Here is a 26,884-nt window from a genome sequence, read left to right on the forward strand (position 1 = left end):
GTCATTTATTTTGACGGCAAAAGCATCGCTCAAGCCTATGGTTTACCCAGTGACCCAGTTAGGGCACGCTTTCACCAAAAGTTGCGGCCAGCGGCTTATATATACTCTGTGCGAATGACTCAACCGCCTCTGGATAGAGCCTCTGTTCTGGTTGTCGAAGACGATGACAACATATCTCACATGCTGAAGTTCATGCTGGAGCGCGAGCAGTACCGTGTCAGCCTTGCGCTCAATGGCCGCATCGCCAAAACCTTCATCGAGAGCAATCCGCCGCCCAGCGTCATCCTGCTCGATGTCATGCTGCCTTTTATCGACGGCTTTGAGCTGGTTAACCTGATCCGCGCCACCGCCGGGTGGCAAAGCGTCCCCATCATCATGCTGACCGCCAAGACGCAAGAGCAAGATGCGGTGCGCGCCCTGGATGCCGGGGCCAACGACTACATCCACAAGCCCTTCGCCCCCAAGGAACTGCTGGCGCGGGTGCGCCGGTACGCCAGGTCGTCGCCATGAGGCGGCTTGGCTGCGCGGCAGTGATCTGCTGGGCCACCCTGGCGCCCGCACAGGCCGAAACCGCCGACCGGCCCACCACGCTGGAAGTCGCGCATGAGCGCGCGTCGCTGAGCAACGGGCAGACCGACTGGCGCGAGACCTCGCTGCAGATCGGGCACCGCTATGCGCCACGCCAGGCGGCCGGCCTGGCGCTGCGGCAAACGCGCCGTTTCGGGCTGGACGACACCGCCATCGACCTGAGCGGGTCGCAGCCGCTGGACGAGCGCTTAACGGCCTCGCTGGAGGCAAGCGCCAGCCCCACGCACCGGGTGCTGGCCAAGCATGCATTGGGCGCCAGCCTGCAGTATGAATTCGCGCCGGCCTGGCTGCTGCACACCGGCTTCAAAAACACCCGCTACGACAACGCCAACGTGAACCAGGGCCTGCTGATGCTCGAGCGTTATGTGGCATCTTTCAGCGGCTCGATTGCCTGGCGGCCGGTCAGCGCGCTTGGCACGCATGCGCATGGCTTCGAGCTCAGGGGCAACTATTACTACGGCGACAAGAGCCTGGTCGGCCTGATCCTGGCATCCGGCCAGGAGGCGACGACGGTCAGCAGCCAGACCGTGGCGCTGGCCGACGTGCGCTCGGTGGCGCTGGTCGGGCGCCACTGGGTGCGCGATGACTGGGCGGTGACCTACGCCATCAGCCGAACCCGGCAAGGCAGCTTTTACGACCGAAACGGGGTTCGCCTCGGTGTTCAGTACGCTTTCTGACCCCTTCCTGCGGGTCGCCTTCGTTACCGGCACTGTGGCGCTGGCGCTGACGGCTCTGCTGCTGCTGCTGACCGTGGCCCTGCGCATCGGTTTGAAGCGGCGCGAGAAGCACGCGCTTGAGTTCACGGCCCTCTGGCGCCCGGTTCTGATGAACGCGCTGGTGGACCCGACAGCGTGTGCGCTGCCGGCGCTGCGCTCGCGCGACTGGCTCAACTTCCTCAAGCTCTGGAACTACCTACAGGAGTCGCTGCGCGGCGAGGCCACTGACAGCCTGAACCAAGTCGCCAAGCGCCTACACGGTGATGAGCAGGCTAGGGGCCTGCTGCGCCGGGGCAATCGCGCCGAGCGGCTGCTGGCCATTCTGACGCTGGGCAATCTGCGCGACCGTGAGAGCTGGGACGACCTGCTGGCCAGCGCCGCGAGTCGGGACAACATCGCCTCGCTCAACGCGGCGCGCGCGCTGATCCAGATCGACCCGATGGCAGGCGTGGAGCACCTGATGCCTTTGGTTCTGGCGCGCCAGGATTGGGACATTGCGCGCCTGGCCCGCATGCTGGGAGATGCGCGCGCCGCCTTCGGGCTGTTGCTGAGCCGCACCATTGTTAGCCTGAAGGCTCACCAGTTGTTGCGTGCGCTGCAACTGGTGGAAGCGCTGCGGCTGCAGCTGCCGCCGGCGACGCTGCTCTTCCTGCTGCAGCGGCGGCATCAGCCGCCCGCCGTGCTGGCGGCGGCGCTGCGAGTCGCCAATGGCGCGGCTGTTCTGGCTACCGTGCGCGAGCACCTGGCGCACGCGGACTGGCGCGTGCGTGCACAGGCCGTGCACGCCCTGAGCCGCTTCGGCGAGCCGGCGGACCTGACGCTGCTGACCGTCAGGCTGGGTGACGCGGAGTGGTGGGTTCGCTACGCCGCAGCCCAGGCCCTCGCCAGCTTGCCGTTTCTGGGGCACGAGGGACTCGCCGCGCTGCAGTCAACCATCCCCGACATGGCGGCCCGGCAGATCCTGGCGCAAGTTTCTGCAGAAAGGGGGCTCCCATCGCACCGCAACTGATTGTTGACGCAGTCACCTGGATCATTCTCGGCTACTTCATCCTGCTCAATGTGGGGTATCTGACGCTCAACCTGCTGGCTGTAGCCGCCCTCTTTCGAAACAACCAGGAAAAGGCACTAGAGGATTTGCCACAGGTGTACGCGGGGCTGGAGCCGGCCATCAGCATCCTGGTGCCGGCTTTCAACGAGGAAGCCACCATCGTCGCCGCCGTAAGGTCCATGCTTCAACTGACGTATTCGGAGTACGAGATCATCGTCATCAACGACGGTTCGCGCGACCACACGCTGGACGTGCTGGTGAAGGAGTTTTCGCTCACGGCGTTTCCAGAAAGCTTTCGCGGGCGAATCGCCACCCAGCCGATTCGTGCCCTTTACCGCTCCACCCGCCACCCCAATCTGCGCGTAATCGACAAGGACAACGGCGGCAAGGCCGACTCGCTCAATGCGGGCATCAACAGCGCGCGCCATCCGCTGTTTTGCGGTGTGGATGCCGACTCGGTGCTGGAACGCGATAGCCTGCAGCGCGTGGTCAAGCCATTTTTGCGCCACCCCGAGATGGTGGCTTCTGGCGGTACCGTACGCGTCGCCAACGGCTGCGAGGTGAAAGACGGCTACCTGCTCCGCGTCGGCCTGCCGCGCAACCCCTGGGCGCTGCTGCAGGTGGTCGAGTACCTGCGGGCCTTTCTGTTTGGCCGTCTTGGCTGGTCACAACTCAATGCCATGCTGATCATCTCGGGCGCATTCGGTCTGTTCCGAACGGAAACCGTCATTGAAGTGGGCGGCTACCGCACCAATACCATTGGCGAGGACATGGAGCTGGTGGTGCGCATGCACCGGCTGCTGCGCCAGCGCGGCGTACCTTACCGGATCGAGTTCGTGCCCGAGCCGGTTTGCTGGACCGAAGTCCCGGAAGACAAAGCCACGCTGAAAAACCAGCGAATCCGCTGGCAGCGTGGGCTCAGCGAGAGCCTCACGAGCAACTGGGGCCTGATGTTCAGCCGCAACGGCGGCACGCCGGGCTGGCTCGCGTTTCCGTTCATGGTGCTGTTTGAATGGCTGGGACCGCTGGCGGAGCTGGGGGGCTACGTGTTCATGGTGTTCGCAGTCACCCTGGGGCTGGTTTCGTGGTCGGCCTTCGCCATTTTTCTGTTCGTGGCGATAGGCCTGGGCATCCTGCTGTCGGCCTCCAGCCTGCTGCTCGAGGAAATGTCCTTTCATCTCTACCCGAAAGCCTGGCATCTGGCCGCCCTGGTGCTGGTGGCCATCGTTGAAAACTTCGGCTACCGCCAGCTCAACACCTTCTGGCGCCTGGTGGGACTGTACCGCTGGGCCGCGCAGCGCGAAAGCCAGTGGGGCGCGATGAAGCGCAAAGGCAACTGGCAGGGCAAGTAGAAGGCCTGCCTGCAGTGTCAGGACACGCCGTCACGGCACCAGTGGCAGCTCGAAATAAAACTCGGTGCCGGCGCCGGGTGTGCTGACGTAGTCAATGCACCCACCGTGCTCCTGCACGATGCTCTTGCAGATGCTCAGGCCCAGGCCGGTGCCGCCTTTTTGCCGCCGGTCTGTACTGTCGGCCTGCGAAAAGCGCTCGAAGATCTGAGCCCGAAACTCTTCGGGGATGCCCTGGCCGCGGTCGACCACCGAAACGCGCACCTGCTGCCCAAGCACAGCCATGCGGACCGCAACCCGTCCACCGCGCTCGGAGAACTTGGCAGCATTGGACAGCAGATTCACCAGCACCTGCACCATGCGGTCGGAATCAGCGCTAACGACCACGCTATCAAGACGCGTTTCAAATTCGACCTGCACGCCGTACTGGTTGGCATAGTGCCGCGTCGTGTCGATAGCCTGGTCAATCAGCGGCGCCAGCGGCTGCACAACCTTGCTGTAGGTCATCATCTTCGACTCGATCTTCTCGACGTCGAGCACGTCGTTGATCAAGCGTACCAGGCGCTCGCTGCTGCGCAGCGAGAGGTCGACCAGTTCATTCACATCAGGCGCGAGCTCGCCGGCCATGCCGGAGGCGAGCAGACTGAGCGAGCCGTAAATGGAGGTCAGCGGCGTGCGCAGTTCGTGCGACACGGTCGAGATGAATTCGCTCTTCAACCGTTCCACCTTCTTGCGCTCTGAAATGTCCATGTAGGTCGTGACGAATCCACCGCCCGGCATGGGTGCGCTGCGCACTTCCAGGGGTTTGCCGTCATGGCGCTGGCGCTCATGCAACTTCCGCACGGGATGGCGTGCCCCCTCGACCAGCCGCGCGACGACCTCTTCCACCGGACCCGGGCCGTACTCGCCGCGCGCCGCGTTGTTGCGCATGATGTCCTCAAACTGCGTGACGGGGCCGGCGAACAGCGTTTCGGGCAGGTCAAGCAAGCTACGGAACTGCTGGTTGTGGGCGATCAGTCTCAGCTCGCCGTCAAAAACGCTGAGGCCACACGGCAGGTTGTCCAGAATACTTTGCAGTAACGTGTTGCTGCGGCGCAGTTCCTCCCGCATTGCACGCCCGGCGGTGACGTCCTGCAGAGTGCCGACCAGCCGCACTGGTAGCCCATCCTCGACTTCAACCGCACCGACGGAGCGGATCCAGATTGGCCATCCGGTGGCTGTCGTCATCGGCAATTCCAGATCCCACGGTTTACGCTGCGCGATGCATTCCCCAGCGGTCATTTCAATGATCGCCCGCTCCGCCGGCGCAAAGTATTTGGACCAGTCGGCCAGCGGGGGCTGCGCGCCGATCGCGACGTCGTGGATCCGGTGCGTCTGGTCCGACCACATCAGCGTATTGGCGCGCAAATCCACTTCCCAGCCGCCGACGCCGGCGATCTGCTCGGCCCGCTCCAGAAACGCTTTGCTGGCGCGCAATTGTTCCTCTGCCTGCTTGCGCGTGGTGATGTCCATCTGGGTACCGGCCATCGTCGCCGGTCGACCGTCAGCGGCCCAGGTGGACACGCGACCGCGCTCAAGTACCCAGACCCAGTGCCCGTCCCGGTGGCGCATGCGTATTTCGCATTCGTAGTAGTCGAGTTGCCCGAGGAAGTGCTGGCGTACCCGTTGCGTGGCGCGCTTGAAATCGTGCTGGTGGCTGTGCGCGCGCCAGGTCTGGATAGTGAGGGGCGAAAGCGCCGGCAAGGTGTAGCCAATCATGCTGGCCCAGCGCTCGTTGCATCGCACTTCGCCGGTTTGCACATTCCACTCCCAAGTGCCGACGTTGGTGCCTTCGAGGATGTGGCCAATGCGCTCGCGCTCGCGCGTCAGGGCCTGAAGAGCGTCCGCCAGGCGCAGGCTGGCGCTCTTCTTTTCGCTGATGTCCAGCCCGATGTGCATGAATCCGGTCAGCTGGCCCTGTGCGTCGTGCCGGGGCTGGACCTCCAGTTCAACCCAGTGGGTCTGGCCATCCTTGGCCCGGTTGATGACTTCGACCCGGCAGCTTTTTTCAGCGACGGCCGCTTGGTTTATGGCCCGGTGAACTGCGGGATCGGACTGGCCGCTGGCCAGCAAGTTCAAGGGGGTGAGCCCAACAGCTTCCTGCAGGGTGTAACCGTAGAGCCGGGTAAAGCCATCATTGACCCAGGTGATCTTGCGGTCGCGGTCGGTGATCACGACTGCGTTGGACGTGTGTCTCACCACCTGAGCCAGCCGCTCCAGATCAGCCGTCATGTCCTGCGCCAGCGCCTGTGCGCGGGCACGACCTGTCGCCAGCAGCCACACCGTTAGCGCCAGCAGCATGCTCAGCAGGGTGCCGCCCGCAAGAAGCCATGCTGGCGTTGACCGATCCACGCCTTTGTCGAATCCAGGGGTCGAACCGGCGCGCAGTGACAGTTGCCGGCCGCCTATCTCCAGGCTGAGGGCTGACTCCAGCATGGCATGCCTAAAAGAAGCCGGGTCAGCGGAGCCAACGCTGGCGAGTTCAGGCCGCGCCCGGCTGGTAAAGACAAGATTGGCTGGCACCGCATCGCCATCAAACAGCGAGAAATCGAGCTGTCCGCCAATCGCTTGCACCGTTCCGGCGAGTATTTCGTCCGCCACGATCGAGGAGAACAGAAAGCCGTTCAGTGCGGCCTCACGCTGTTTGAAGTTGCCTGGATAGGCCCCGTTCCGATACACCGGCAGCATGTACACGAAGCCAGGCCCTCGCGTTTCGTCCTGAACCAGCGTAATACGGCCACTGAGTGTGGCCTCGCCCGAGTTGATAGCCGCTTCGATGGCCTGCCGGCGCGTGGCCTCAGACCCCAGGTCGTAACCCCAGGCCGCGCGGTTCTTTGCAAGCGGCTCGATGAACTTGACCACGTACAGATCAGGCGCATTACCACTGGTACGAACCGCGAAATCGGGCGCTGAATCGAGCCGCTCTGCGGCGATGAAACGCTCCAAATCCTCTCGCTTGACGCGCTGGGCGAAGCCCAAGCCGCGTACGCCGGGGAACTCGACGGCAAGATTGCGCGACTCCACGTAGCCGCGAAAAGCACTTCGCCCAACTGACTGGCTGGCGGCATAAACCCCTCGGGCTCCCTTGAGCCCGTACACAGGCTGAAGGAAGCGACGCTGAATCTCGCCCTCGACCAGCTTGACCTGCCGGTCAAATTTTGCCCGTGCGTCCAACTCGATACGCCGCTGCTGCCCGTGCGCGGCCGCCAGGGTCAGCGCCAGACCCACGGTCATGACCGAGGCCGTTATCAAAAGGGCTGCGCGCACACCCACGCCCTCGACCCGCCCTTGCGCAGGCGGCACCCGTCGGGTTGCCGCCATGCAGCGCCACAGGAACAAGGGCCCTATAAACAGCACCAACAAGGAGGCACGCAGCAAAGTATCTGGTTCGCCCCGCGTGCCAGGACCCATCAACGCGAGCACACCGACCACCACCAGATCGATCGCCGCCACGATGACCAGCGTCTCAAGACCAAGTCGAATCAGAGTAAGTTTGGGATTCACAAGCGTTTTATTGATAGCGAAGTGGGTAAGTCGGGCCGGCGGACGGACGCAGCTTGGCCGAATCGTACACGGACCGAGGAAGGCCCCCCTTCCCTGGGACGATGAGCGCTTCGTCCCACGCAGCGGTGACCGAGGTGGCCTGCTTTGCAACCGCGACACCCCGCAACCGTGTTTACCAATCGCCCTGAGCTGCCAGGTTTTTCAATTTTCAGACGCGCAAAAAAAACGCCCCGAGTGGGGCATTTTTTAATCTGGCGGAAACGGAGAGATTCGAACTCTCGATGAGGCTCTACACCCCATACTCCCTTAGCAGGGGAGCACCTTCGGCCACTCGGTCACGTTTCCAGTTTTTGGATTATCTCACGACTTCAGGGCGCGCTTCAAACAACAACGGTCAAGTGGTCAAGAAACGGGCTGGTCCAGCTCAAAGGCCTTGTGCAAGGCGCGCACGGCGAGTTCCATGTACTTCTCGTCAATCACTACGGATGTCTTGATTTCGCTGGTGGAGATCATCTGGATATTGATGCCCTCTTCAGCCAGCACGCGAAACATCTTGCTGGCGATGCCCACATGGCTGCGCATGCCGATACCGACGATGCTGACCTTGCAGATCTTGGCGTCGCCCCTGACCTCCTGCGCGCCGAGCTTGGGGAGTACCTGGGCTTTCAGCAAATCCATGGTCTTGGCGAAATCATTGCGGTGCACGGTAAAGCTGAAGTCTGTTCTGCCATCCTTGCTGATGTTCTGGATGATCACATCCACTTCAATATTCGCGTCGGCCACGGCACCCAGAATCTGGTAGGCGATGCCCGGGGTGTCTGGCACGCCGAGTACGGAAATTTTGGCTTCATCGTGGTTAAATGCGATGCCCGATACGGTAGCTTGTTCCATGTTTTCATCTTCCTCAAAACTGATCAGGGTGCCGGATCTGGCTTCCTCGTTGATGTCGATGTCCCAGTCGGTGAAGCTGGACAGCACGCGCAGCGGGACCTTGTATTTGCCCGCAAATTCAACCGAGCGGATTTGCAGTACCTTGGAGCCCATGGAGGCCATCTCCAGCATCTCTTCAAAGCTCACGGTCTGCAGGCGGCGCGCTTCGGGCACGACGCGCGGATCGGTGGTGTACACACCGTCGACATCGGTGTAGATCAGGCATTCCTGGGCTTTCAGGGCAGCGGCAATCGCCACGGCCGAGGTGTCTGAACCGCCACGGCCCAGCGTGGTGACGTTGCCGCCCCCGTCCATGCCCTGAAAACCGGTGATGATGACGACCTTGCCGGCATCCAGGTCGGCGCGCACGCGCTCGTCGTCAATCGACTCGATGCGGGCCTTGGTGTAGGCGCTGTTGGTCTTGATGGTGACTTGCCAGCCGGCGTAGCTGACCGCTGGCAAGCCTTCGGCCTGCAGCGCAATGGCCAGCAAGGCGCTCGATGCCTGCTCGCCGGTGGCTGCCAATGCGTCAAGTTCACGGCTGTAGGCATCAGCGGGCCGCGCCGGCGCCAGTTCCTTGGCCATGCCGAGCAGGCGGTTGGTTTCGCCACTCATGGCGCTCGGAACCACGACCATCTGGTGCCCGGCCCGCGCCCACTTGGCGACGCGCTTGGCCACATTGCGGATGCGTTCGGTTGAGCCCATCGAGGTACCGCCGTATTTGTGAACGATCAAAGCCATTGCAGGATGTCCGTCAGGAGTTGTTGTAAGTTCATTTTTTCTGCAGGACCGGGCTGTCAGCAAAGCCCCAAATTATACCGGGGCGTCTCATTGTTCAGCGCTCTTGCCAGCGCCGGCGCGGTAGTGCAGCACAGCGCTGACCCGCGATACATGGCCGCCACCCACCTTGAGACGAATCTGGTGCCCGCGGGTGCGGCAGGCGCTGATCTGTACCATCAATTGGTCAAGCTGCGCCGCACTCGGCGTGGCGTGCTGCAACTGCAGCCAGTGGCGCAACAGATTGGCCTGGCGCGGCTGGGACAGCGCCTGCAACACCTTGATAGCGGGCGGCAAACCGACCAGCAATAAATCCTGCTGAGCCACTTCCAGCAGCAAAGCCTGCGCCTGAGCGGCGTGCCGGGCACTGCGCGCGAAAGTCGTGCGAAACTGTGGAAATGCCTCGGCCAGCGCGGGCAGCAGGCGCGCACGGATGCGGTTGCGGGTATAGCGCTCGTCCAGATTGGTCGGGTCGTCCACAAAGGCTATTGGCTGCTGCATCAGCCAGCCACGCAGACTACTGGCGCTGATTTGCAGCAGCGGGCGATAAAACATGACACCGCCGCGCTCAAACTGCGGCGCCATGCCAGACAGCCCCGGCAAACCGGCGCCACGGCTGAGCGCCAGCAACAGCGTTTCAACTTGGTCATCGGCATGCTGACCCAGCAGCACACCGCCCAGGCCGCTTTGCGTCGCCGTACCCGCCAGCGCAGCATAACGGGCGCGCCGCGCCGCATCTTCAGGGCTTTCGCCAGGTGCATGGCCGGCAGCCACCTGCACAACGTGCAGCGGCACTTTGCGGTCAGCGCACACCGATTGGCAAACGCGCACGAAATCGTCGGCAGCGGCCTGAAGCCCGTGGTGAATATGAATCGCCTGAATCTGACCGGGCCAGCATTGCGAGGCGGCCAGCAGCAAAGCAGTGGAGTCAGCACCACCGCTGTAGGCCACGCCAATGGGTAGCGCAAGATAAGGCAGCGCCTGCAAAGCTGGCAGCGCTGGATTCACTGAATCGGGCGCCAGCGCATTTGCAGATTCGGGGCGACCGGCGCCAGCCCCTGCCGCCTGCGCCGGAGATAGCCTATTTGCCGGCGTCGGCTTTGGTGTCGGTAAAACGGCCATAGCTTTGCAGCCGCTCATAACGACGGTCGAGCAATTCCTTGACCTTCAAATCGCTAACCTGACGAAACGCATCGTTGAGCGCGCGCTTCAAAAAGGCTGCCATCTGCTTGTGGTCGCGGTGGGCGCCGCCCACCGGCTCGTTGACGATCTTGTCGATCACGCCCAGGGCCTTGAGCCGGTGCGCCGTGATGCCCAGCGCCTCGGCCGCTTCCTGCGCCTTGTCCGAGGTTTTCCAGAGGATGGAGGCGCAGCCTTCCGGGCTGATCACAGAATAGATTGAATACTGCAGCATCACCACCTGATCGGCCACCGAAATGGCCAGCGCGCCGCCCGAGCCACCCTCACCGATGATGGTGGTGACGATGGGCACTTCGAGTTGTGCCATTTCAAAAATGTTGCGGCCAATGGCTTCGGACTGGCCGCGCTCTTCGGCATCAATGCCGGGGTAGGCGCCGGGCGTGTCCACAAAGGTGAACAGCGGCAGTTTGAACTTCTCGGCGGTTTTCATGAGGCGCAGCGCCTTGCGATAGCCCTCGGGCTTGCACATGCCGAAATTGCGCAGGCCGCGCTCTTTGGTGTCGCGCCCTTTTTGATGGCCCAGCACCATGCAGGCGGTGCCATTAAAGCGCGCCAACCCGCCGACGATGCTCAGGTCGTCGGAAAAATGTCGGTCACCGTGCAACTCCACAAAATCGGTGAAGATGTCGCGCACATAGTCGAGCGTGTAGGGCCGCTCCGCATGGCGGGCTATCTTGGTGATCTGCCAGGGGCTCAAGACACTGTAAATGTCTTTGGTGAGCTGCTGGCTTTTCTTGGCCAGCTGTTCGATTTCTTCTGAAATATCGACCGCTGACTCGGTCTGCACATAACGCAGTTCTTCAATTTTTCCCTCAAGGTCCGCAATCGGCTGCTCGAAATCGAGGAAGGTCTTTTTCGCCATGGTCTACTCCTCAGGCTTGCTTGTAGTTAATCTTGTCCGGTTGTCTGTGCATCGGCCTAGCCGGCGCGCTCCCCGGTGTCCAGCACCGGTAACGGATCCAGAGAGCGCCAAATATACCAAGTTGCAACACTGCAATAAGGCGCCCAGGCGGCAGCCACTTCGCGCGCATCGCTGCGACTGACAGATTCGCCGGAAAAATAGTTCTGGCTGATGCCGTTGATCAGGCCCACATCGTCCAGCGGTAAAACGTTGGGACGCGTCAGGTAGAAAATCAAAAACATTTCGGCGGTCCAGCGGCCAATGCCGCGAATGGCCACCAGCTCGGCAATGATGGCTTCGTCAGCCATCGCCTGCCAGTCCATGACGTGGACCGTGCCGGCATCAAAGTGAATCGACAGATCGACCAAGTACTCGACCTTGCGCGCGCTCAGGCCGGCGGCGCGCATGTCGTCGACCTTGAGCCTGAGCACATGGGCGGGTGTCATTTCCTTGGGCAAGGCGGCAAAGCGGTGCCACACCGTCTGCGCCGCCTTGACGGAGATCTGCTGCCCGACAATGCTGCGCGCCAGCGTGCCAAAGGCGTCGCCGCGCCCCTGCAGGCAGCTGTCGCCAAACTGCGGAATCAGGCGCTTCATCACGCGGTCTTTCTTGACCAGGTGCTTGCAGGCCTCGGCCCAATACGCAGGCACGGCGCAAGCCTCAGACCCCTCAACAACCTCGGTCAGTTCGGTACTGGCCGGACCGCTTTTTACTATCTTTTTCATAGCTGCTTGCGCCCGTCCTGTAAGGGTTCGAGGCCAAAATGACTGGTAAACATCATGATTGCACCTCCCAACTGGTGCCCCCAGGCGAGTCTTTCAGCACAATGCCCTTGGCCAGCAAATCGGTGCGGATACGATCTGCCGCTGCAAAGTCCCTGGCCTTTTTGGCGTCGGCGCGCTGCGCGATCAGGCGCTCGATGCTGGCGTCGTCGAGTTCGGCGCCGGCCTGAAGATAGCTGCCTGGCGCGCCCTGCAGCAGGCCCAGGCAAGCGCCCAGGCTTTTCAGCAAGCCTGCCCGTTCGGCGGAGCGGGTCTTGTTGACCTCGCCGGCCAGCTCAAACAGCACGGCGATGGCTTCGGGCGTGCCAAAGTCTTCGTCCATGGCCGCCTTGAAACGGGCCGCAAACGGATCAGCCCAGTCAAGGGTCAGTGCAGCCGGCGTTACAAGGTCAAGCGCCGTGTAAAGACGCTTGAGCGAGGCTCTGGCGTCGTCAAGGTGCACATCGCTGTAATTGAGCGCGCTGCGGTAATGCGTACGCACCAGGAAGAACCGCACCGTCTCGGCGTCGTACTTCGTCAGCACTTCACGGATGGTGAAAAAGTTGCCCAGCGACTTGGACATCTTCTCGTTGTCAACGCGCACAAAACCGTTGTGCACCCAGAACCGCGCAAGCGGCTTGCCGCTGGCACCTTCACTCTGGGCAATCTCGTTTTCGTGGTGCGGAAACTGCAAGTCAGCGCCGCCGCCGTGAATGTCAAAGGTCTCGCCCAGCGTCTGGCAACTCATGGCCGAGCACTCGATATGCCAGCCGGGGCGCCCCTTGCCGTAGTCGTGCCCAAGCGCCGCGCTGTCCCATTTGGCATCTGCGGGCTCGCTGTCTTTGGCCGACTTCCACAGCACGAAGTCGAGCGGGTCTTGCTTGCCGTCCAGCACCGCTACCCGCTCGCCGGCCCGCAACTCGTCCAGCGACTTGCCGGACAGCTTGCCGTAACCCTTGAATTTACGCACGGCGTAATTCACGTCACCACTGGACGCGCGGTAGGCCAGGCCTTTTTCTTCGAGCGTAGCGATCATGCGCAGCATCTGCGGCACGTACTCGGTCGCGCGTGGCTCAAGACTCGGGGGCTCCATGCCCAGCGCGCCAATATCCCGGTGCATGGCCACAATCATCTCGTCGGTCAACGCGCGAATGGTGATGCCGCGCTCAACCGCGCGCTTGATGATCTTGTCGTCAATGTCGGTGATGTTGCGCACATAGCTCACTTGCAATCCGCTGACCTTCAGCCAGCGCTGCACGACATCAAAGGCCATCATCATGCGCGCATGGCCGATATGGCACAGGTCGTAAATCGTCATGCCGCAAACATACATGCGCACATGCCCTGGGACCAGCGGAGAAAAATCTTCCACGGCACGCGACAGCGTGTTGTAAATGCGAAGGCTCATGAAAATGTCGGGGTGCGGTGCCGGACGGCAATTGGTGAATCAGTCGGTTAATCCATCGGTCAGCGGGGATCAGAAAACTTTATCTGAAGATTTACCGATAGGAAAGAGCCAAAAAGCGAAGGCGCCAGAACATGCAACAAAAACGGAAAGCTCAAAGTCTGAACAGCTTTCGACTATACCCCCTCAGCTACAATCGGTCAGATTGTCCAGCCGCTGTAACCCTGTGCATCTGCGTTTGCGGCCCAGTTAAATAACCCGGCTGTTCATGTTGATTTTTTGCTCTGGGCTGTCTCCGCCCTGCAAGAAGTGATCAAAACAATAGCGAGATTTCATATATGGCAATCCCAGCATTTTCCCCACGCAAACCCTTGCTCGCTGCTCTGCGCTTGCTGCTAATTTCGGCCACGATATCGACATCCGCAGTCTATGCCGACGAATACGCTGACGTCAGCCGCCTGATGAAAGCCAACCAGTTTCCCGAAGCACTGGCCAAAGCCGAACAGTACCTGGCAGCCAAGCCGCGCGACCCGCAAATGCGCTTCCTCAAGGGCGTGATCCAGACTGAAACAGGCAAGGCCAGCGACGCGATTACCACCTTTACAAAGATCACCGAAGACTACCCCGAGCTGCCCGAACCCTACAACAACATGGCAGTGCTCTACGCTGGCCAGAGCCAGTTTGACAAGGCCAGGGCCGCTCTTGAAATGGCGATCCGCACCAATCCGAGCTACGCGACAGCGCACGAAAACCTCGGCGACGTTTATGCCCGCCTCGCCAGCCAGGCCTACAGCAAGGCGCTGCAGCTTGACGGTGGCAACGCCGGCGTCCAGCCCAAGCTGGCGCTGATCCGCACGCTGTTCTCCGCCGAACCTAAAGGTGCGCAAAAGCCGGTCGCTGCCCCGGTGGTGACTCCGGCCCCTCCAGTGACAGCCAAACCAGCGCCCGCACCCGTGGTAGCTGCCGCGCCTGCGGCCAAGCCAGCACCCGCACCGGTAGTCGCTCCACCGACTGCCAGGCCAGCGCCCGCCCCGGCAGTGGTGGCGGCGCCTGCCAAACCAGCCACGCCCGCTCCCGTTAATGCGGCAGCTGGCGGTGAAAAGGAGGTGGAGGCGGTGGTGCACGCGTGGGCCGACGCCTGGGCCGACAAGAACATGAATACTTACCTCGCCAGCTACGGCCCGTCTTTTGATCCGCCGGGCAAACAGATCCGCAAAGCCTGGGAAGAAGACCGCCGCGCGCGCATTGTTGGTAAATCGCGCATCAGCGTGAAACTCTCCAATCTGACCGTTTCGGTGCAGGGCAAAAAAGCCACCGCCAAATTCAAGCAGGACTACAGCGCCGACGCGCTGCATGTCTCAAGCCGCAAAACGCTGGAGCTGACGAAAGCGGGCGAGCGTTGGGTCATTGTCAAGGAATCCACCGGCAATTGATGCGCCGTGGCCAAGCTGTGCCGCACGCATTGGATTGACTTCACGCAAGCCGCGCTGAATAATTTTGCCGTTCCCCTCGCCATTCTCGCATCCTGACAGTTTCTCGTGGAAATTACCATGAAAAGGGCTCTGGCAGCTCTCATTTTTATAGCGCCTTGGCTTGTGCTGGCGGCGCCACCGCGCGCCGAAAGCAGCGCGCAGTCACGCGCCAAAGCGGCGACGGAAAAAAAGCGTGCGGCCACCCCAACCCGTGCAAGCCCGGTCGCCAAGCGGGTAGCCTCCCAGGCCAAACGCCGTGATGGGCGCGATGGCCAGGCCGAAGCCCGGCTGATTGAAATCTACAAATTCATAGGCCAGGGCAGCTCGCGCGAGGCCCTGCGCAGAGCCGAAGACCTGGTGCGTGACCATCCCAATTTCCAACTGGCGCAGCTGGTGTATGGCGATCTGCTAGCCGGACGCACCCGAGCGATTCGGGCGCTGGGCGATGTACCCGACAGCGCAGCCAGCAATGCCGGGCCCCTGCTGGCCGAGCTGCGGCAAGAGTCGCAGCAACGCCTGCGCGCCTTGCGCGAACGCCCCGCCCCCGGCATGGTGCCGTCGCCGTTTCTCACGCTCGCGCCAGCTATAGAGCACGCCATTGCAGTGGACACCTCGCGCTCGCGCCTGTACCTGTTTGAAAACACCACGGCGGGCCTCAAGCTGGTAGCCGACTACTACATTTCGGTCGGCAAACTGGGTATTGAAAAATCCGTGGAGGGCGACCTGCGCACACCACTTGGCGTGTACTTCATTACCAGCAACCTGGACCCCAAATCGCTGGACGATTTTTACGGTTCCGGGGCCTTGCCCATCAACTACCCCAACCGGCTCGATCTCAAGCGCGGCAAAACCGGCGGCGGCATCTGGCTGCATGGCTCGCCCTCGGCGCAATTCTCGCGCGCCCCGCTGTCCACCGAGGGCTGCGTCGCGCTCGCCAACACGGATCTGGAACGCATCATCAAGACGGTGCAAATCGGCAGCACGCCCGTGGTGATTGCGCAAAGCCTCAAATGGGTGGCGCCGCAGTCCCTTAAGGCGGACGCCCAATCCTTCGACGCAGTGCTGCAGGACTGGCAGCGCGCCAAATCGAGCGGCGACATGGCGCGGCTCGCGGCCTGGTACACGCCCGACTTCAGCAGCTTCGGCAAAACATTGGCCGAATGGACGCCCGCCCTGCAAGGCGAAGTCCAGCGACTGGGCAAGCGCGAGCTGCAATTGAAGGATGTGTCTTACATGCGCTGGACCGACAGCACGGACACGATGGTGGTAACCTTTGGCGAGCTGGTTAAAGGAGCCAAAACCGGTCTGACCAAACGCCAGTACTGGACGCGCCAGGGCAGCCAGTGGAAAATATTCTTTGAAGGAGTGATCTGATGACTGTTGCCGCGACGGTTCCAGTGCCGCTGGCCGCATTCAACCCTCTCAAACGTACCGGAACTTTACGCTGCACCCTGCTGGCGGCTGCTGCTGCATGCTGGGTCTGGCAGACCGGGCCAGCGCTGGCGCAAGGCGCAACCAAGATCAGAATCCTTACCGGCAATGGCGATTTCCTGGTTGACGTCCGCCCCGCCCCAACCGGTCTCGCAGATCAGCAAGTACCTGCTGCCCCCGATCTGCCGGCATTCCCTGCCATCGAGCCCGCAACGCTGGTGACAGCGCCCACACCCGAATCTGCACTTTCTCCAGCGACTGAGCCTGGCCCGGAGCCTGCGCTGTCCGCAGTCCAAGGGGCGCAAGGCACCCCTGCGACGCCCACCCTCGCGCTGCCTGACAGCGCCGCGCCGGGCGCTGAAGAAGCGGTGGAGGCGGCCGTGCGGGCATGGGCAGATGCCTGGGCCGGAAAAGACTTGAACGTCTACTTCTCCAGCTATGGCCAAGGCTTTGCGCCCCCGGGTAACCAAACTCGTAAGGACTGGGAAGAAAGGCGGCGCGCGCGCATCGTCGGAAAATCGCGCATCAGCGTGAAGCTCTCGGGCCTTGCCATTGCGGTCCAGGGTAGCCAGGCCACCGCCAGATTCAAGCAAAACTACAGCGCCGGCGCGCTGAACATTTCGAGCCGCAAAACGCTTCAGTTGACCAAAGAGGCGGACGAGCGCTGGGTTATCGTTAGGGAAACCACGGGCGGCTAATGCCCCGCGACTAAGACGGCCTCAGCCAGCGCGATTCAGCGATCCGACCGGGGTCACCAGTGAAAACAATTTAACAAAGGAATTACGCCATGACAGTTTCAGTAACCATCACATCAACCGCACTTTGGCCGGCACGCGCAAGCGGCAGGCGCGCCTGGCTTGCAGCGGCCACGCTAGCCGTCACGGTCGGCATCGCCTGCCTTGCCGGCCCGGCTCTGGCGCAAGGCGCGCCCAAGGTGAAGTTCACCACCAGCGAAGGCGATTTTGTCGTCGAGGTCTACCCCGACAAAGCACCCAAAACGGTCGAGAACTTTCTGCAATACGTCAAGGATAAGCACTACGACGGCACCATTTTTCACCGCGTGATCAGCACCTTCATGGTCCAGGGCGGCGGTTTTGATTCCAGTTACGCGCAAAAGCCAACGCGCGCGCCGGTCGTGCACGAAGGCCGCGAGGCGCTGAGCAAGGGCGGCGACAAAAATGTGACCGGCACGCTGGCGATGGCCCGCACCAATGACCCCAATTCCGCGTCCTCGCAGTTCTTCATCAATGTCAAGGACAATGACTTCCTGAACCCGTCGGCGCAGGCACCCGGTTACACGGTTTTCGGCAAGGTCGTCAGCGGTATGGACGTGGTCAACAAGATCAAGTCGGTGCCAACCGGCGCCGCTGGCCCTTTCCCAACGGACGTGCCGAAAACTCCGGTAATGATCAAGTCCGCAGCGCTGGTCAGCTGAGTGACGCATTGACCGAGTGACCAAGTGACCGATCCACTGACCCTTACTCCCACTTCAATAGGACCATCATGAGCAACCCGAAAGTAGAACTCCATATCGTCAGCTACGGCACCATCACCCTGGAGCTGGACGCCGAAAAGGCCCCCAAATCCGTTGCCAATTTCCTGAGCTACGTTAACAAGGGCCATTACAACAACACCGTCTTTCACCGCGTGATTCCCGGTTTCATGGTGCAGGGCGGCGGCTTTGAAGTCGGCATGAAGCAAAAGCCGACGGACGGCGAGATCGAGAACGAGGCCAACAACGGCGTGAAGAACGACAACTACAGCGTCGCCATGGCCCGCACCAATGCACCGCATTCGGCCAGTTCGCAGTTTTTCATCAACGTGGCTGATAACGGCTTTCTGAACCACAGCGCTCCCTCCCCATCTGGCTGGGGCTATGCCGTATTCGGCAAAGTGGTCGAAGGCAAAGATGTGGTTGACAAGATCAAGGCCGTTAAAACCGGCAGCAAGGGCGGCCACAGCGATGTACCGCTAACCGACGTGGTAATTGAAAAAGCCGTCGTGCTTTCCTGAGCTTGAACCGGACGGCGCTTGTCGAAGTCCCTGGTTAAAGCCACCCCGACCGAGCCCCGGATGGCCGAGCTTGTAGCCCCCCCCTCCTGGCGCACGGTCGACTTCATTTCAGACCTGCATCTGCAAGCCGCCGAGCCGGCCACGTTTGCGGCCTGGCAGCACTATATGGATAGCACGCTGGCCGACGCCGTCTTCATCCTGGGCGATCTGTTTGAAGTCTGGGTCGGCGATGACGCCGTCAGCGCCGATTTATCGGGCCCCACGGCCAGCTTTGAGGACCGCTGCGCCCGCCTGATCGGCCAGACAGCTGGTCGCCTCGCACTGTTTTTCATGCGCGGCAACCGCGATTTTCTGGTCGGCCAGCAGCTCATGGAGCTGTGCAACACCCGCTTGCTGGCCGACCCCAGCGTGCTGCTATTTGCCGGCCAGCGCTGGTTGCTGTCGCACGGCGACGCGCTGTGTTTGGGCGATGTGGACTACCTGGCGTTTCGCCAGCAGGTGCGCAGCGCCGACTGGCAGCAGGCCTTTCTGGCCAAGCCATTGGCCGAGCGCCAGGCGATTGCACGCGCGCTACGCCAGCGGAGCGAGGCGCGTAAGCGGTCCGGGGCGGTTTATGCCGACGTCGACGCGCGCGCTGCCCGGCAGTGGCTGCAAGCCGCCCAAGCCCACACGCTGATCCACGGCCATACCCACCAACCGGCCGAGCACGACCTCGGTCAAGGCCTGACCCGCGTCGTCCTCAGCGACTGGGATGCGCAAGCCGTACGGCCGCGCGCCGAGGTGCTGCGCCTGTCGGCCAGCGGCCTGCAACGTATCGCCCTGCTGTGATGCCTATGCACGCTCCAGCATCCCAAGTTGCTCGGGCAGCGCGCCAGGCGCCCCAGCCGATTCGTGCCGCCTGGACCAGCTCGAAAGCAGCCGCGTCATGTTGAACTGGCTGCAAACCCTGTTGCGCCGGCCGTCCAGCCGCGCTGACACCATCCCCGAAGCGCTGTGGCAAACCACCCTGCAGCACTACCCCTTTCTGGCCAGGCGCCCGGTGGCCGACCACCAACGCCTGCGCGCTTTGGTCGCCGAGTTTCTGACGCAGAAAGAATTCACCGGCGCGCACGGCTTGGCGGTAACCGACCAGATGGCGGTCGCCATCGCAGCACAAGCCTGCCTGCCAGTGCTGCACATGGAGCGCGGCCTGGGCTGGTATGACGATTTCAAGGGTATCGTGGTGCACTCCGGTGCCATGCTGGCGCGCCGTGAGGTCACCGACGGCATTGGCCTGGTGCACCGGTACAGCGAGGCCCTGCTGGGCGAAGCCATGGAACGCGGCCCCATCACCCTAAGCTGGCAAGACGTGGCGGCAGCGGGCGGCTCGGCCGAACAAGGCCACAACGTGGTGATTCACGAGTTCGCCCACAAGATCGACATGCGCGATGGCGCCGCCGACGGCTGCCCGCCCCTGCCCTCGCGCGCCGCCAGAACGGCCTGGCATGCCGTGATGCAGCCGGCCTACGACAGCTTTTGCGAGCAGGTGGCCATGGCCCAACGCTTCGGCGGCCCGCCACCCTGGCTTGACGACTATGGCGCCAGTGCCCCGGCAGAATTTTTTGCCGTGGCCTGTGAAGGCTACTTCGTCAACCGCGAACGCTTCACCCAGGACTTTGCCGCACTGACCGTGCTGTTTGATAACTTTTTCGTACAAAAAAAATCCGCAGCCCAATAACGACGTGTGCAGTATGCTATTGAGTTGATAGCATGTGGAAGCTCGTGGTGAGGCTGGACTATCTCCCGTTGCGCAGATCGAAGAGCAGGCTTGGGCAAAGCGTTTCTACATTCGCCGCTTCGGCTGGCAGTAAATTATTTATCCGGGATTACCATCGCAGACCCACACGGCCCCAAGCCAGAAGCCACTTTTTACTGATCGGCAAACGCCATGGATATTGATCCCCTTGAATCCGTCAAACCGGATGAATCCGACGAACCTTCCTTTGCGCAGTTCCGCAAACTAAACGCCTGTGTCGCCGTCACGATCGCGCTGCTGGCCACCTTCATGGGCATTTGCAAGGTCAAGGACGACAACATCGTTCAGTCCATGCAACAGGCCCAGGCCAACAAGCTTGATCACTGGAATTTTTACCAGGCACGCAACATCCGTGAGGAAATTGCCAAAGGCACGCTGCTGCAACTCCGTCTAGCCGCGCCCTCGCAGCCAGCCGCAGAACAAGCAAACTACCAAAAGGCCATTGAGCAGTATGAAAAACTCGCTGCCGATCAAGCCAAAAAGAAGGACGAACTGAAGCTGCAAGCCGAGCAGGACCAGCGCGACTACGACGCAGCCAATTTCCGCGATGACCAGTTCGATCTGGCTGACGCGCTGCTGGCCATTGCCATTTCCCTGCTGGCGGTGACGGCGCTGACGCATTTGTGGTGGTTGTACTGGCTGACCCTGGTGCCGACGGCCTTTGGCGTGGCAATGGGTTTGGCGGGCCTGCTCGGCTGGGGTATTCACCCGGATGCGCTGATCCGGCTGCTGTCCTGACACCAGATTACCTCATACAAATGGCTGTAGCCCAATGAATTCGGGCGCAGGCAGCTATTAAATTAATAGTGCTGTGCGCCCGATTACGCTGGACTGGAGACCAGAATCAGCCCGAAATTACTCGCCCAGGTAAGCCGCCCTCACGCGCGGATCATTAAGCAAATCCTTGGCCTCGCCGCTCATGGTGACGTTGCCCGACTCCATCACATAGCCCCGATTCGCAATGCCCAGCGCTCGGCTGGCGTTTTGTTCGACCAGCAACACGGTGACGCCGCGCGCTGAAACGTCGCGCACCACCTCGAAAATCTTGTCCACCATGATGGGCGACAGGCCCATGGAGGGCTCGTCGAGCAGCAGCACCTTGGGCCGGCTCATCAGCGCGCGGCCCATGGCCAGCATCTGCTGCTCGCCGCCCGACAGGGTGCCAGCAAGTTGGTCCTTGCGCTCGCGCAGGCGCGGGAACAGCGCATACATCTTCTCCATATCGGCGGCAATTTCAGCCGTGTCGTTGCGGATGTAGGCGCCCATCTTGAGGTTTTCGGCGATGCTCATGCGAGTAAACACGCCGCGGCCCTCTGGCACCATGGCCAGGCCTTCTTTGACCAGGTCCCAGGCGCCGCGGCCGCGTATGCTTTTGCCAAGGTATTCGATGTCACCGTCGAGCATCGGCAGCGTGCCGGTGATGGCTTTCATGGTGGTGGTTTTGCCGGCGCCGTTGGAGCCAATCAGCGTGACCAGTTCGCCGTCGTGAACTTCAAAGTCAACGCCCTTGACCGCCTGAATGCCGCCATAGGCCACTTTGAGGCCGGTCACTTTGAGAAGTGTGTTTGCCATGTTGCTATTTCCCTTCAATGACCTGTGCCCAGATAGGCGGTGATCACTTTTTCGTTTTTCTGAACGTCGGCGGGCAGGCCTTCGGCAATCTGCTTGCCGTAGTCGAGCACGGTGACGCGGTCGCAAAGGCCCATGACAAGTTTCACGTCGTGTTCGATCAGCAAGATGGTGCGGTTGTCCTTGCGGATGCGGTCTATCAGCTCGCGCAGCTGCACTTTTTCAGTGGCGTTCATGCCGGCGGCCGGTTCGTCCAGCGCGATCAGCTGCGGATCAGTGGCGAGCGCGCGGGCGATCTCCAGCCGGCGCTGGTCACCGTAGCTCAAGGTGCGCGCCTTGAAGTCAGCGTACTTGCCGATGCCGACGTAGTCGAGCAATTCATGGGAACGTTGGGCAATCGCGGCTTCTTCACGCTTGAAACCCGGGGTGCGAAGCACCGCGCCCAGCAGGCCGGACTTGGTGCGGATATGGCGGCCGACCATGACGTTCTCCAGCGCCGTCATGTCGGCAAACAGCCGGATGTTCTGAAAGGTGCGGGCAATGCCGGCCTTGGCCACTTCGTGCACCGCCGTCGGCTTGTAGGGTTTGCCGGCCAGCTCGAAGGTGCCGCTGTCGGGTGTGTAAAGGCCGGTCAACACATTGAAGAAAGTGGTCTTGCCGGCCCCATTGGGGCCAATCAGGCCATAGACCTGACCGCGTTCGATGTGGATACCCACATCGCTAAGGGCCTGCAAACCGCCAAAGCGCTTGGAAACACCGGCGACTTTAAGAATGGTTTCGCTCATATCCATTCTCCTTAAGGATTGATCGACTGGACAGGGTCTTTACCAACGCGCTTGTTCAGCGACTTGCCGTGTTCGGCAGAAGGCCAGAGCCCGCGCGGACGCATCAGCATGATGACGATCATGGCCAGCGCAATCAGCAGCTGGCGCAAGATGGCCGAGTCGAGCCGGCCGTCGGTCATGGCCTGCAAGGGCCCGGCCACATGGCGCAGCACCTCGGGCAGCGCCGCCAGCAGCAGCGCACCCAAAATGACGCCGGGCAAATGGCCGATGCCGCCCAGCACCACCATGGCCACAATCATGACGGACTCCATCAGGCTGAAGGACTCGGGCGAAACGAAACCCTGGAAGGCGGCGAACATCGAACCCGACACGCCGCCGAACATGGCGCCCATGCCGAAGGCCAGCAGCTTCATGTTGCGGGTGTTGATGCCCATGGCCTTGGCGGCAATTTCGTCTTCGCGAATCGCCATCCAGGCGCGGCCGATACGCGAATTTTCTAGCCGGTGGCAGATGATGACCGAGACGATCACCAGCGCCAAAAACAAGTAGTAATACATCGAGACCGAATTGACCTGAAACCCGAAGAATTCATGCGACTTACCCAGATCGAAGCCGAAAAACTTTATCGAGTCGATCTGGTTGATACCTTTAGGGCCGTTGGTCAGGTTGATGGGCCGGTCCAGGTTGTTCAGGAACACCCGGATGATTTCACCGAAGCCGAGCGTCACGATGGCCAGGTAGTCACCACGCAGCTTAAGCGTGGGCGCGCCCAGTAAAACACCAAAAAGTCCCGCCACTGCAGCAGCGACCGGGATGATGGCCCAAATCGGCAGATGCAGCCCCTCGGGGAAAGCGGCGGCGATGGCAGGGAAGGCTTCGGCCAGATGGGGCGAACCGAGCAGCGCAAACAAATAAGAGCCGACTGCAAAAAATGCAACATAACCCAGATCGAGCAGACCGGCGTAGCCCACCACAATGTTCAGGCCAAGCGCCAGCAGCACATACAGCAGCGCCATGTCGACAATGCGCACCCAGGCGTTGCCGCCTTGTTGCAGCAGCAGCGGCAGCACTATCAGCGCAGCGGCGTAGATCAGATAAGTAACTAGTTTTTTGGGGTTCATCAGATTTTCTCCTTGTGGTTCGGACTGGACAGCGCGGGCTCAGGCCCGGTCCGCCACACGTTCACCCAGCAAGCCCGAAGGCCGCAGCGTGAGCACAAAAATCAGCACGATGAAAGCAAAAATATCGGAGTATTGGCTGCCTAGAAAACCGCCGGTCAGCGGGCCGATATAGCCTGCGCCAATTGCTTCGATGAGACCTAGCAAAATCCCGCCCAGCACGGCTCCACCGAGGTTGCCTATTCCGCCAAAAACCGCTGCGGTAAAGGCTTTCAGTCCAGGCAAAAAGCCCATGGTGTGCTGCACCGTACCGTAGTTGGAGGCGTACATCACACCGGCCAGCGCCGCCAAAATGGCACCGATGATGAAGGTGGCGGAAATAACGGTGTCGGGCCGCACGCCCATCAAGGCGGCGACGCGCGGGTTCTCGGCGGTAGCGCGCATGGCACGGCCCAGCTTGGTGTAATGCACCAGCCACATCAGGATAGACAGTGAGACTGCCGTCGTGCCGAGAATGAACAGCTGCGTGACGGTGATCACCGCGCCGCCGACCTGGAAGGGCTCTGCCGGCAGCAGGGTGGGATAGGGCTTGTAATTCGGCTTCCAGATGATCATGGCCAGCGTCTGCAGCAGCAGCGACATGCCGATGGCGGTGATCAGCGGGGCAAGTTTGGGCGAATTGCGCAGCGGCCGGTAAGCGACTTTTTCGATCACGAAATTCAGCGCGCCGCACACCACGCAGGCGATCAGCAGAGAAATCAGCAATACCAGCCAGCCGGGCGCGCCGGGCATGGATTCCTGCATCAGTCCGATGATGGTCCAACTGGTCAGCGCGCCCACCATCAGGACCTCGCCATGCGCAAAATTGATCAGGTTGATGATGCCGTACACCATGGTGTAACCCAAGGCGATCAGGGCATACATGCTGCCCAGCACCAGACCGTTGATGATCTGCTGTAGCAATATTTCCATAACTCATCTCCCGTTTGATTGAAATTGCCAACTCCGCTTGCGCCGCCAGCCACCGGGATCACCGGGAGACAGCGTTGAGTTAACAAAAAGCCCGCCCTTAAACCAGATGACTGGAAACTGCGGCGAGCTTGTTCGCGAATTGTAGCCAGCCTCTCTAGCGAGAAGCGGGCCAGCGCAATGGTTTTTTTGGGGTTTACCCTTGAAATTTTTGGGAGGGGCGGCCGAATCCAGCTTTAGCAACCGCTTTCGCGCCTGATTAGCTTTTCTGATTGTTCTTCAATTTCAACTCATTGAGCTTATCGGCAATTTTTATCTCTAGACCCCGGTTAACCGGCCGGTAAAAGCCGGGCGGTGCCATCCCTTCCGGAAGATAGTTTTCGCCGGCGGCGAAGCCGCCCTCCTCGTCATGCGCGTAGCGGTAGTTCTTGCCGTAGTCCAGCTCTTTCATGAGCTTGGTGGGCGCATTGCGCAGATGCAGCGGCACCGGGCGCGTGCCGTCTTTCTTGATGAAAGCCTTGGCTTCGTTGAAGGCCTTGTAGACTGCGTTTGACTTGGGCGCCACTGCCAGATACACCACGCATTGCGCGAGCGCCAGCTCACCCTCGGGCGAGCCGAGCCGTTCATAGACCTCGGCGGCATCGAGCGCCAGCCGCAAAGCGCGCGGGTCGGCCAGTCCGATGTCCTCGCTGGCCATGCGCACCAGCCGGCGCGCCATGTAGCGCGGTTCCGCACCGCCATCGAGCATGCGCATGAACCAGTACAGTGCGGCGTCGGGGTCGGAGCCGCGCACCGATTTGTGCAGCGCCGAGATCGTGTCGTAAAACTGCTCGCCGCCCTTGTCGTAGCGGCGCAGACGCTCGCCCAGCACCTTGAGCAACCAGGCGTCGCTGACCTCGCGCACCTTTTCGGCCTTGGCCGCCACGCTTAGTGATTCCAGCGTGTTGAGCAGCCGCCGGGCATCGCCGTCGGCGTAGGCAACGAGCCGATCAGCCGCTTCGCTTGCTATGCTTTCGATAGCTGGCAGCGCCCGTTCCGCTTGGACCCTGGCGATTATTTTCCTGAGATCTGGCTCCGTCAGCGGCTGCAGCACATACACCACCGCGCGCGACAACAAAGCCGAATTGACCTCAAACGAGGGGTTTTCGGTGGTAGCGCCAATAAAGGTGAAAAGGCCGCTTTCGACATGCGGCAAGAAAGCGTCTTGCTGGCTTTTGTTAAAGCGGTGCACCTCATCGACAAACACGATGGTGCGCTTGCCCTGCCCGTCGCCCTGCCCTTGCCAGACCGACGCCTGCTCGACCGCCTCGCGGATGTCCTTGACGCCGCCCAGCACGGCAGAAATGGTGATGAAATGCGCGTCAAAACTGCTCGCCATCAGCCGCGCGATGGTGGTCTTGCCAACGCCGGGCGGGCCCCAAAGAATGCAGCTGTGCGGCTGGCCCGACTCAAACGCGATGCGCAGCGGCATGCCCTCGCCAAGTAAATGCTGCTGGCCTATGACTTCGCCCAGGCTCTTGGGGCGCAGACGTTCGGCCAGTGGCGTGTGGGCATGGGGTGCGGGGGCTGCGCTCATAACGGCATTCTAGACAGCATGGCACGCGATACCATGTGGGCCAACACCGAGGAGATGGATGTCACGTACACCGACCTTATTGCTGGCCGTGCTGGCGCTGCTGGCGTTTGCCGGCAATTCGCTGCTGTGCCGCCTGGCGCTCAAACACACCGGCATTGATCCGGCCAGCTTCACCAGCGTGCGCATCCTTTCGGGCGCGCTGACGCTGTGGCTGATCACGCGCAGCCGCAGCCGAAGCGCCAGCGGCGCTGGCAACTGGCCGTCCGCGCTGGCGCTGTTTGTCTACGCGGCAGCGTTCTCTTATGCCTACGTCAGCTTGCCGGCCGCCACCGGTGCGTTGCTGCTGTTTGGCGCGGTGCAGGCCACCATGATTGGTTACGGGCTGTGGCTGGGAGAACGCCTGCTGGTGCGGCAATGGCTGGGTCTGCTGTGTGCCTTTGCCGGTCTAGCGGGCCTGCTGTTGCCCGGTTTGTCGGCGCCACCCGCATTAGGAGCAGCGCTAATGCTGGGCGCCGGCGTGGCCTGGGGCGTGTATTCGCTGCGCGGCAAAGCGGCCGGTGATCCGACGCGGGTTACTAGCGGAAATTTCTTGCGTGCCGCGCCGATGGCGGCGCTGCTGAGCCTGCTCACCGTGCGCTGGAGCGCGGTGGATTTGGCAGGCTTGGGCTATGCACTGGCCTCTGGCGCACTGGCGTCCGGGGTCGGCTATGCGATCTGGTACTCAGCCCTGCGCGGCTTAAAGGCCACCAGCGCGGCGACGCTGCAACTCAGTGTGCCGGTGCTGGCCGCGCTGGGCGGCATCGTCTTTTTGGGGGAAACCGTCACCGGGCGACTGCTGCTGGCCTCTGCCACCATTCTTGGCGGGATTGCACTGGTGATGGCTCGCCCGGCAGCGCCCAAATAACAAGCTGACAAGCGGCGGACGGCGCAACCAGCGA

24 protein-coding genes and 1 tRNA gene are annotated in these 26,884 nt (G+C 61.7%); 13 read left to right on the forward strand and 12 right to left on the reverse strand.

Going from position 1 to position 26,884, the window contains the following annotated elements; translation table 11 throughout:
- Nucleotides 1–114 precede the first annotated feature (114 nt).
- The 4 genes from HHJ18_RS06065 to HHJ18_RS06080 are packed head-to-tail and all read left to right on the forward strand — an operon-like array spanning nucleotide 115 to nucleotide 3,704.
- Nucleotides 115–510 carry a response regulator transcription factor gene (locus tag HHJ18_RS06065; protein WP_296912707.1) on the forward strand — a complete coding sequence of 132 codons (396 nt, stop codon included), beginning with the start codon at nucleotides 115–117 and terminating at the stop codon, nucleotides 508–510.
- Nucleotides 507–1,265 (forward strand): YaiO family outer membrane beta-barrel protein, encoded by a 759-nt coding sequence (locus HHJ18_RS06070; RefSeq protein ID WP_296912709.1) that lies wholly within the window; start codon nucleotides 507–509, stop codon nucleotides 1,263–1,265. The genes HHJ18_RS06065 and HHJ18_RS06070 overlap by 4 nt, the downstream gene beginning before the upstream one ends.
- Nucleotides 1,246–2,313, forward strand: a complete 1,068-nt coding sequence (locus HHJ18_RS06075) for a HEAT repeat domain-containing protein (protein ID WP_296912710.1) — start codon at nucleotides 1,246–1,248, stop codon at nucleotides 2,311–2,313. The genes HHJ18_RS06070 and HHJ18_RS06075 overlap by 20 nt, the downstream gene beginning before the upstream one ends.
- Before the next feature lie 50 nt (nucleotides 2,314–2,363).
- Nucleotides 2,364–3,704, forward strand: a complete 1,341-nt coding sequence (locus HHJ18_RS06080; protein WP_296912713.1) for a glycosyltransferase — start codon at nucleotides 2,364–2,366, stop codon at nucleotides 3,702–3,704.
- 30 nt (nucleotides 3,705–3,734) lie between these two features.
- Here the strand turns inward: HHJ18_RS06080 and HHJ18_RS06085 are convergent, their stop codons facing one another.
- The 7 genes from HHJ18_RS06085 to cysS form a co-directional block, all read right to left on the reverse strand.
- Nucleotides 3,735–7,244 (reverse strand): CHASE domain-containing protein, encoded by a 3,510-nt coding sequence (locus HHJ18_RS06085; RefSeq protein ID WP_296912715.1) that lies wholly within the window; start codon nucleotides 7,242–7,244, stop codon nucleotides 3,735–3,737.
- A 252-nt stretch (nucleotides 7,245–7,496) separates the two neighbouring features.
- Nucleotides 7,497–7,589: transfer RNA gene (locus HHJ18_RS06090), tRNA-Ser, on the reverse strand.
- 57 nt (nucleotides 7,590–7,646) lie between these two features.
- Nucleotides 7,647–8,915, reverse strand: coding sequence for an aspartate kinase (locus tag HHJ18_RS06095; RefSeq protein ID WP_296912718.1), 1,269 nt, complete (start codon nucleotides 8,913–8,915; stop codon nucleotides 7,647–7,649).
- Nucleotides 8,916–9,002: 87 nt separating this feature from the next.
- Entirely contained in the window at nucleotides 9,003–9,959 is a 957-nt protein-coding gene (gene tilS / locus HHJ18_RS06100; RefSeq protein WP_296912721.1) for a tRNA lysidine(34) synthetase TilS, read from the reverse strand.
- Nucleotides 9,960–10,032: 73 nt separating this feature from the next.
- Complete coding sequence (locus HHJ18_RS06105) at nucleotides 10,033–11,013, reverse strand: acetyl-CoA carboxylase carboxyltransferase subunit alpha (protein ID WP_296912723.1); 981 nt, start codon at nucleotides 11,011–11,013, stop codon at nucleotides 10,033–10,035.
- A 56-nt stretch (nucleotides 11,014–11,069) separates the two neighbouring features.
- Nucleotides 11,070–11,777, reverse strand: a complete 708-nt coding sequence (locus HHJ18_RS06110; protein ID WP_296912725.1) for a DNA-3-methyladenine glycosylase 2 family protein — start codon at nucleotides 11,775–11,777, stop codon at nucleotides 11,070–11,072.
- A gap of 52 nt (nucleotides 11,778–11,829) precedes the next feature.
- Complete coding sequence (cysS, locus tag HHJ18_RS06115; protein ID WP_296912727.1) at nucleotides 11,830–13,221, reverse strand: cysteine--tRNA ligase; 1,392 nt, start codon at nucleotides 13,219–13,221, stop codon at nucleotides 11,830–11,832.
- Between the two features lie 335 nt (nucleotides 13,222–13,556).
- Here cysS and HHJ18_RS06120 point away from each other — a divergent pair, with 335 nt between their 5' ends.
- The 8 genes from HHJ18_RS06120 to HHJ18_RS06155 all read left to right on the forward strand — a co-directional run bounded on the left by HHJ18_RS06120 (nucleotide 13,557) and on the right by HHJ18_RS06155 (nucleotide 20,667).
- On the forward strand, nucleotides 13,557–14,651 hold the full coding sequence (locus tag HHJ18_RS06120) for a tetratricopeptide repeat protein (protein WP_296912730.1): 1,095 nt from the start codon (nucleotides 13,557–13,559) through the stop codon (nucleotides 14,649–14,651).
- A gap of 117 nt (nucleotides 14,652–14,768) precedes the next feature.
- A complete protein-coding gene (locus HHJ18_RS06125; RefSeq protein ID WP_296912731.1) occupies nucleotides 14,769–16,064 on the forward strand; it encodes a L,D-transpeptidase family protein in 1,296 nt (431 codons plus the stop codon).
- Nucleotides 16,064–16,819 (forward strand): hypothetical protein, encoded by a 756-nt coding sequence (locus tag HHJ18_RS06130; RefSeq protein WP_296912733.1) that lies wholly within the window; start codon nucleotides 16,064–16,066, stop codon nucleotides 16,817–16,819. Before HHJ18_RS06125 ends, HHJ18_RS06130 begins: the two co-directional genes overlap by 1 nt.
- An 89-nt stretch (nucleotides 16,820–16,908) precedes the next feature.
- Nucleotides 16,909–17,556, forward strand: a complete 648-nt coding sequence (locus HHJ18_RS06135; RefSeq protein ID WP_296912736.1) for a peptidylprolyl isomerase — start codon at nucleotides 16,909–16,911, stop codon at nucleotides 17,554–17,556.
- Between the two features lie 68 nt (nucleotides 17,557–17,624).
- Complete coding sequence (locus tag HHJ18_RS06140) at nucleotides 17,625–18,134, forward strand: peptidylprolyl isomerase (protein WP_296912739.1); 510 nt, start codon at nucleotides 17,625–17,627, stop codon at nucleotides 18,132–18,134.
- 60 nt (nucleotides 18,135–18,194) lie between these two features.
- Complete coding sequence (locus tag HHJ18_RS06145) at nucleotides 18,195–18,962, forward strand: UDP-2,3-diacylglucosamine diphosphatase (protein WP_296912741.1); 768 nt, start codon at nucleotides 18,195–18,197, stop codon at nucleotides 18,960–18,962.
- Between the two features lie 97 nt (nucleotides 18,963–19,059).
- Nucleotides 19,060–19,851, forward strand: coding sequence for a M90 family metallopeptidase (locus HHJ18_RS06150; protein WP_296912744.1), 792 nt, complete (start codon nucleotides 19,060–19,062; stop codon nucleotides 19,849–19,851).
- Between the two features lie 210 nt (nucleotides 19,852–20,061).
- Complete coding sequence (locus HHJ18_RS06155) at nucleotides 20,062–20,667, forward strand: DUF4337 domain-containing protein (RefSeq protein WP_296912746.1); 606 nt, start codon at nucleotides 20,062–20,064, stop codon at nucleotides 20,665–20,667.
- Nucleotides 20,668–20,784: 117 nt separating this feature from the next.
- Here HHJ18_RS06155 and HHJ18_RS06160 read toward each other — a convergent pair whose 3' ends face one another.
- From HHJ18_RS06160 to HHJ18_RS06180, 5 genes are all read right to left on the reverse strand, one after another.
- Nucleotides 20,785–21,501, reverse strand: coding sequence for an ABC transporter ATP-binding protein (locus HHJ18_RS06160; RefSeq protein WP_296912748.1), 717 nt, complete (start codon nucleotides 21,499–21,501; stop codon nucleotides 20,785–20,787).
- A gap of 14 nt (nucleotides 21,502–21,515) precedes the next feature.
- Nucleotides 21,516–22,283 carry an ABC transporter ATP-binding protein gene (locus HHJ18_RS06165; RefSeq protein ID WP_296912751.1) on the reverse strand — a complete coding sequence of 256 codons (768 nt, stop codon included), beginning with the start codon at nucleotides 22,281–22,283 and terminating at the stop codon, nucleotides 21,516–21,518.
- An 11-nt stretch (nucleotides 22,284–22,294) separates the two neighbouring features.
- Entirely contained in the window at nucleotides 22,295–23,404 is a 1,110-nt protein-coding gene (locus tag HHJ18_RS06170; protein WP_296912753.1) for an ABC transporter ATP-binding protein, read from the reverse strand.
- Nucleotides 23,405–23,443: 39 nt separating this feature from the next.
- Nucleotides 23,444–24,373 carry a branched-chain amino acid ABC transporter permease gene (locus HHJ18_RS06175; RefSeq protein ID WP_296912756.1) on the reverse strand — a complete coding sequence of 310 codons (930 nt, stop codon included), beginning with the start codon at nucleotides 24,371–24,373 and terminating at the stop codon, nucleotides 23,444–23,446.
- A 256-nt stretch (nucleotides 24,374–24,629) separates the two neighbouring features.
- Nucleotides 24,630–25,946 (reverse strand): replication-associated recombination protein A, encoded by a 1,317-nt coding sequence (locus HHJ18_RS06180; RefSeq protein WP_296912759.1) that lies wholly within the window; start codon nucleotides 25,944–25,946, stop codon nucleotides 24,630–24,632.
- 58 nt (nucleotides 25,947–26,004) lie between these two features.
- Here HHJ18_RS06180 and HHJ18_RS06185 point away from each other — a divergent pair, with 58 nt between their 5' ends.
- Nucleotides 26,005–26,850: a DMT family transporter gene (locus HHJ18_RS06185; protein ID WP_296912762.1), complete on the forward strand. Its 846-nt coding sequence runs from the start codon at nucleotides 26,005–26,007 to the stop codon at nucleotides 26,848–26,850.
- Nucleotides 26,851–26,884 lie beyond the last annotated feature (34 nt).

The organism is Polaromonas sp., assembly GCF_012927455.1.
GTDB lineage: Bacteria > Pseudomonadota > Gammaproteobacteria > Burkholderiales > Burkholderiaceae_C > Polaromonas.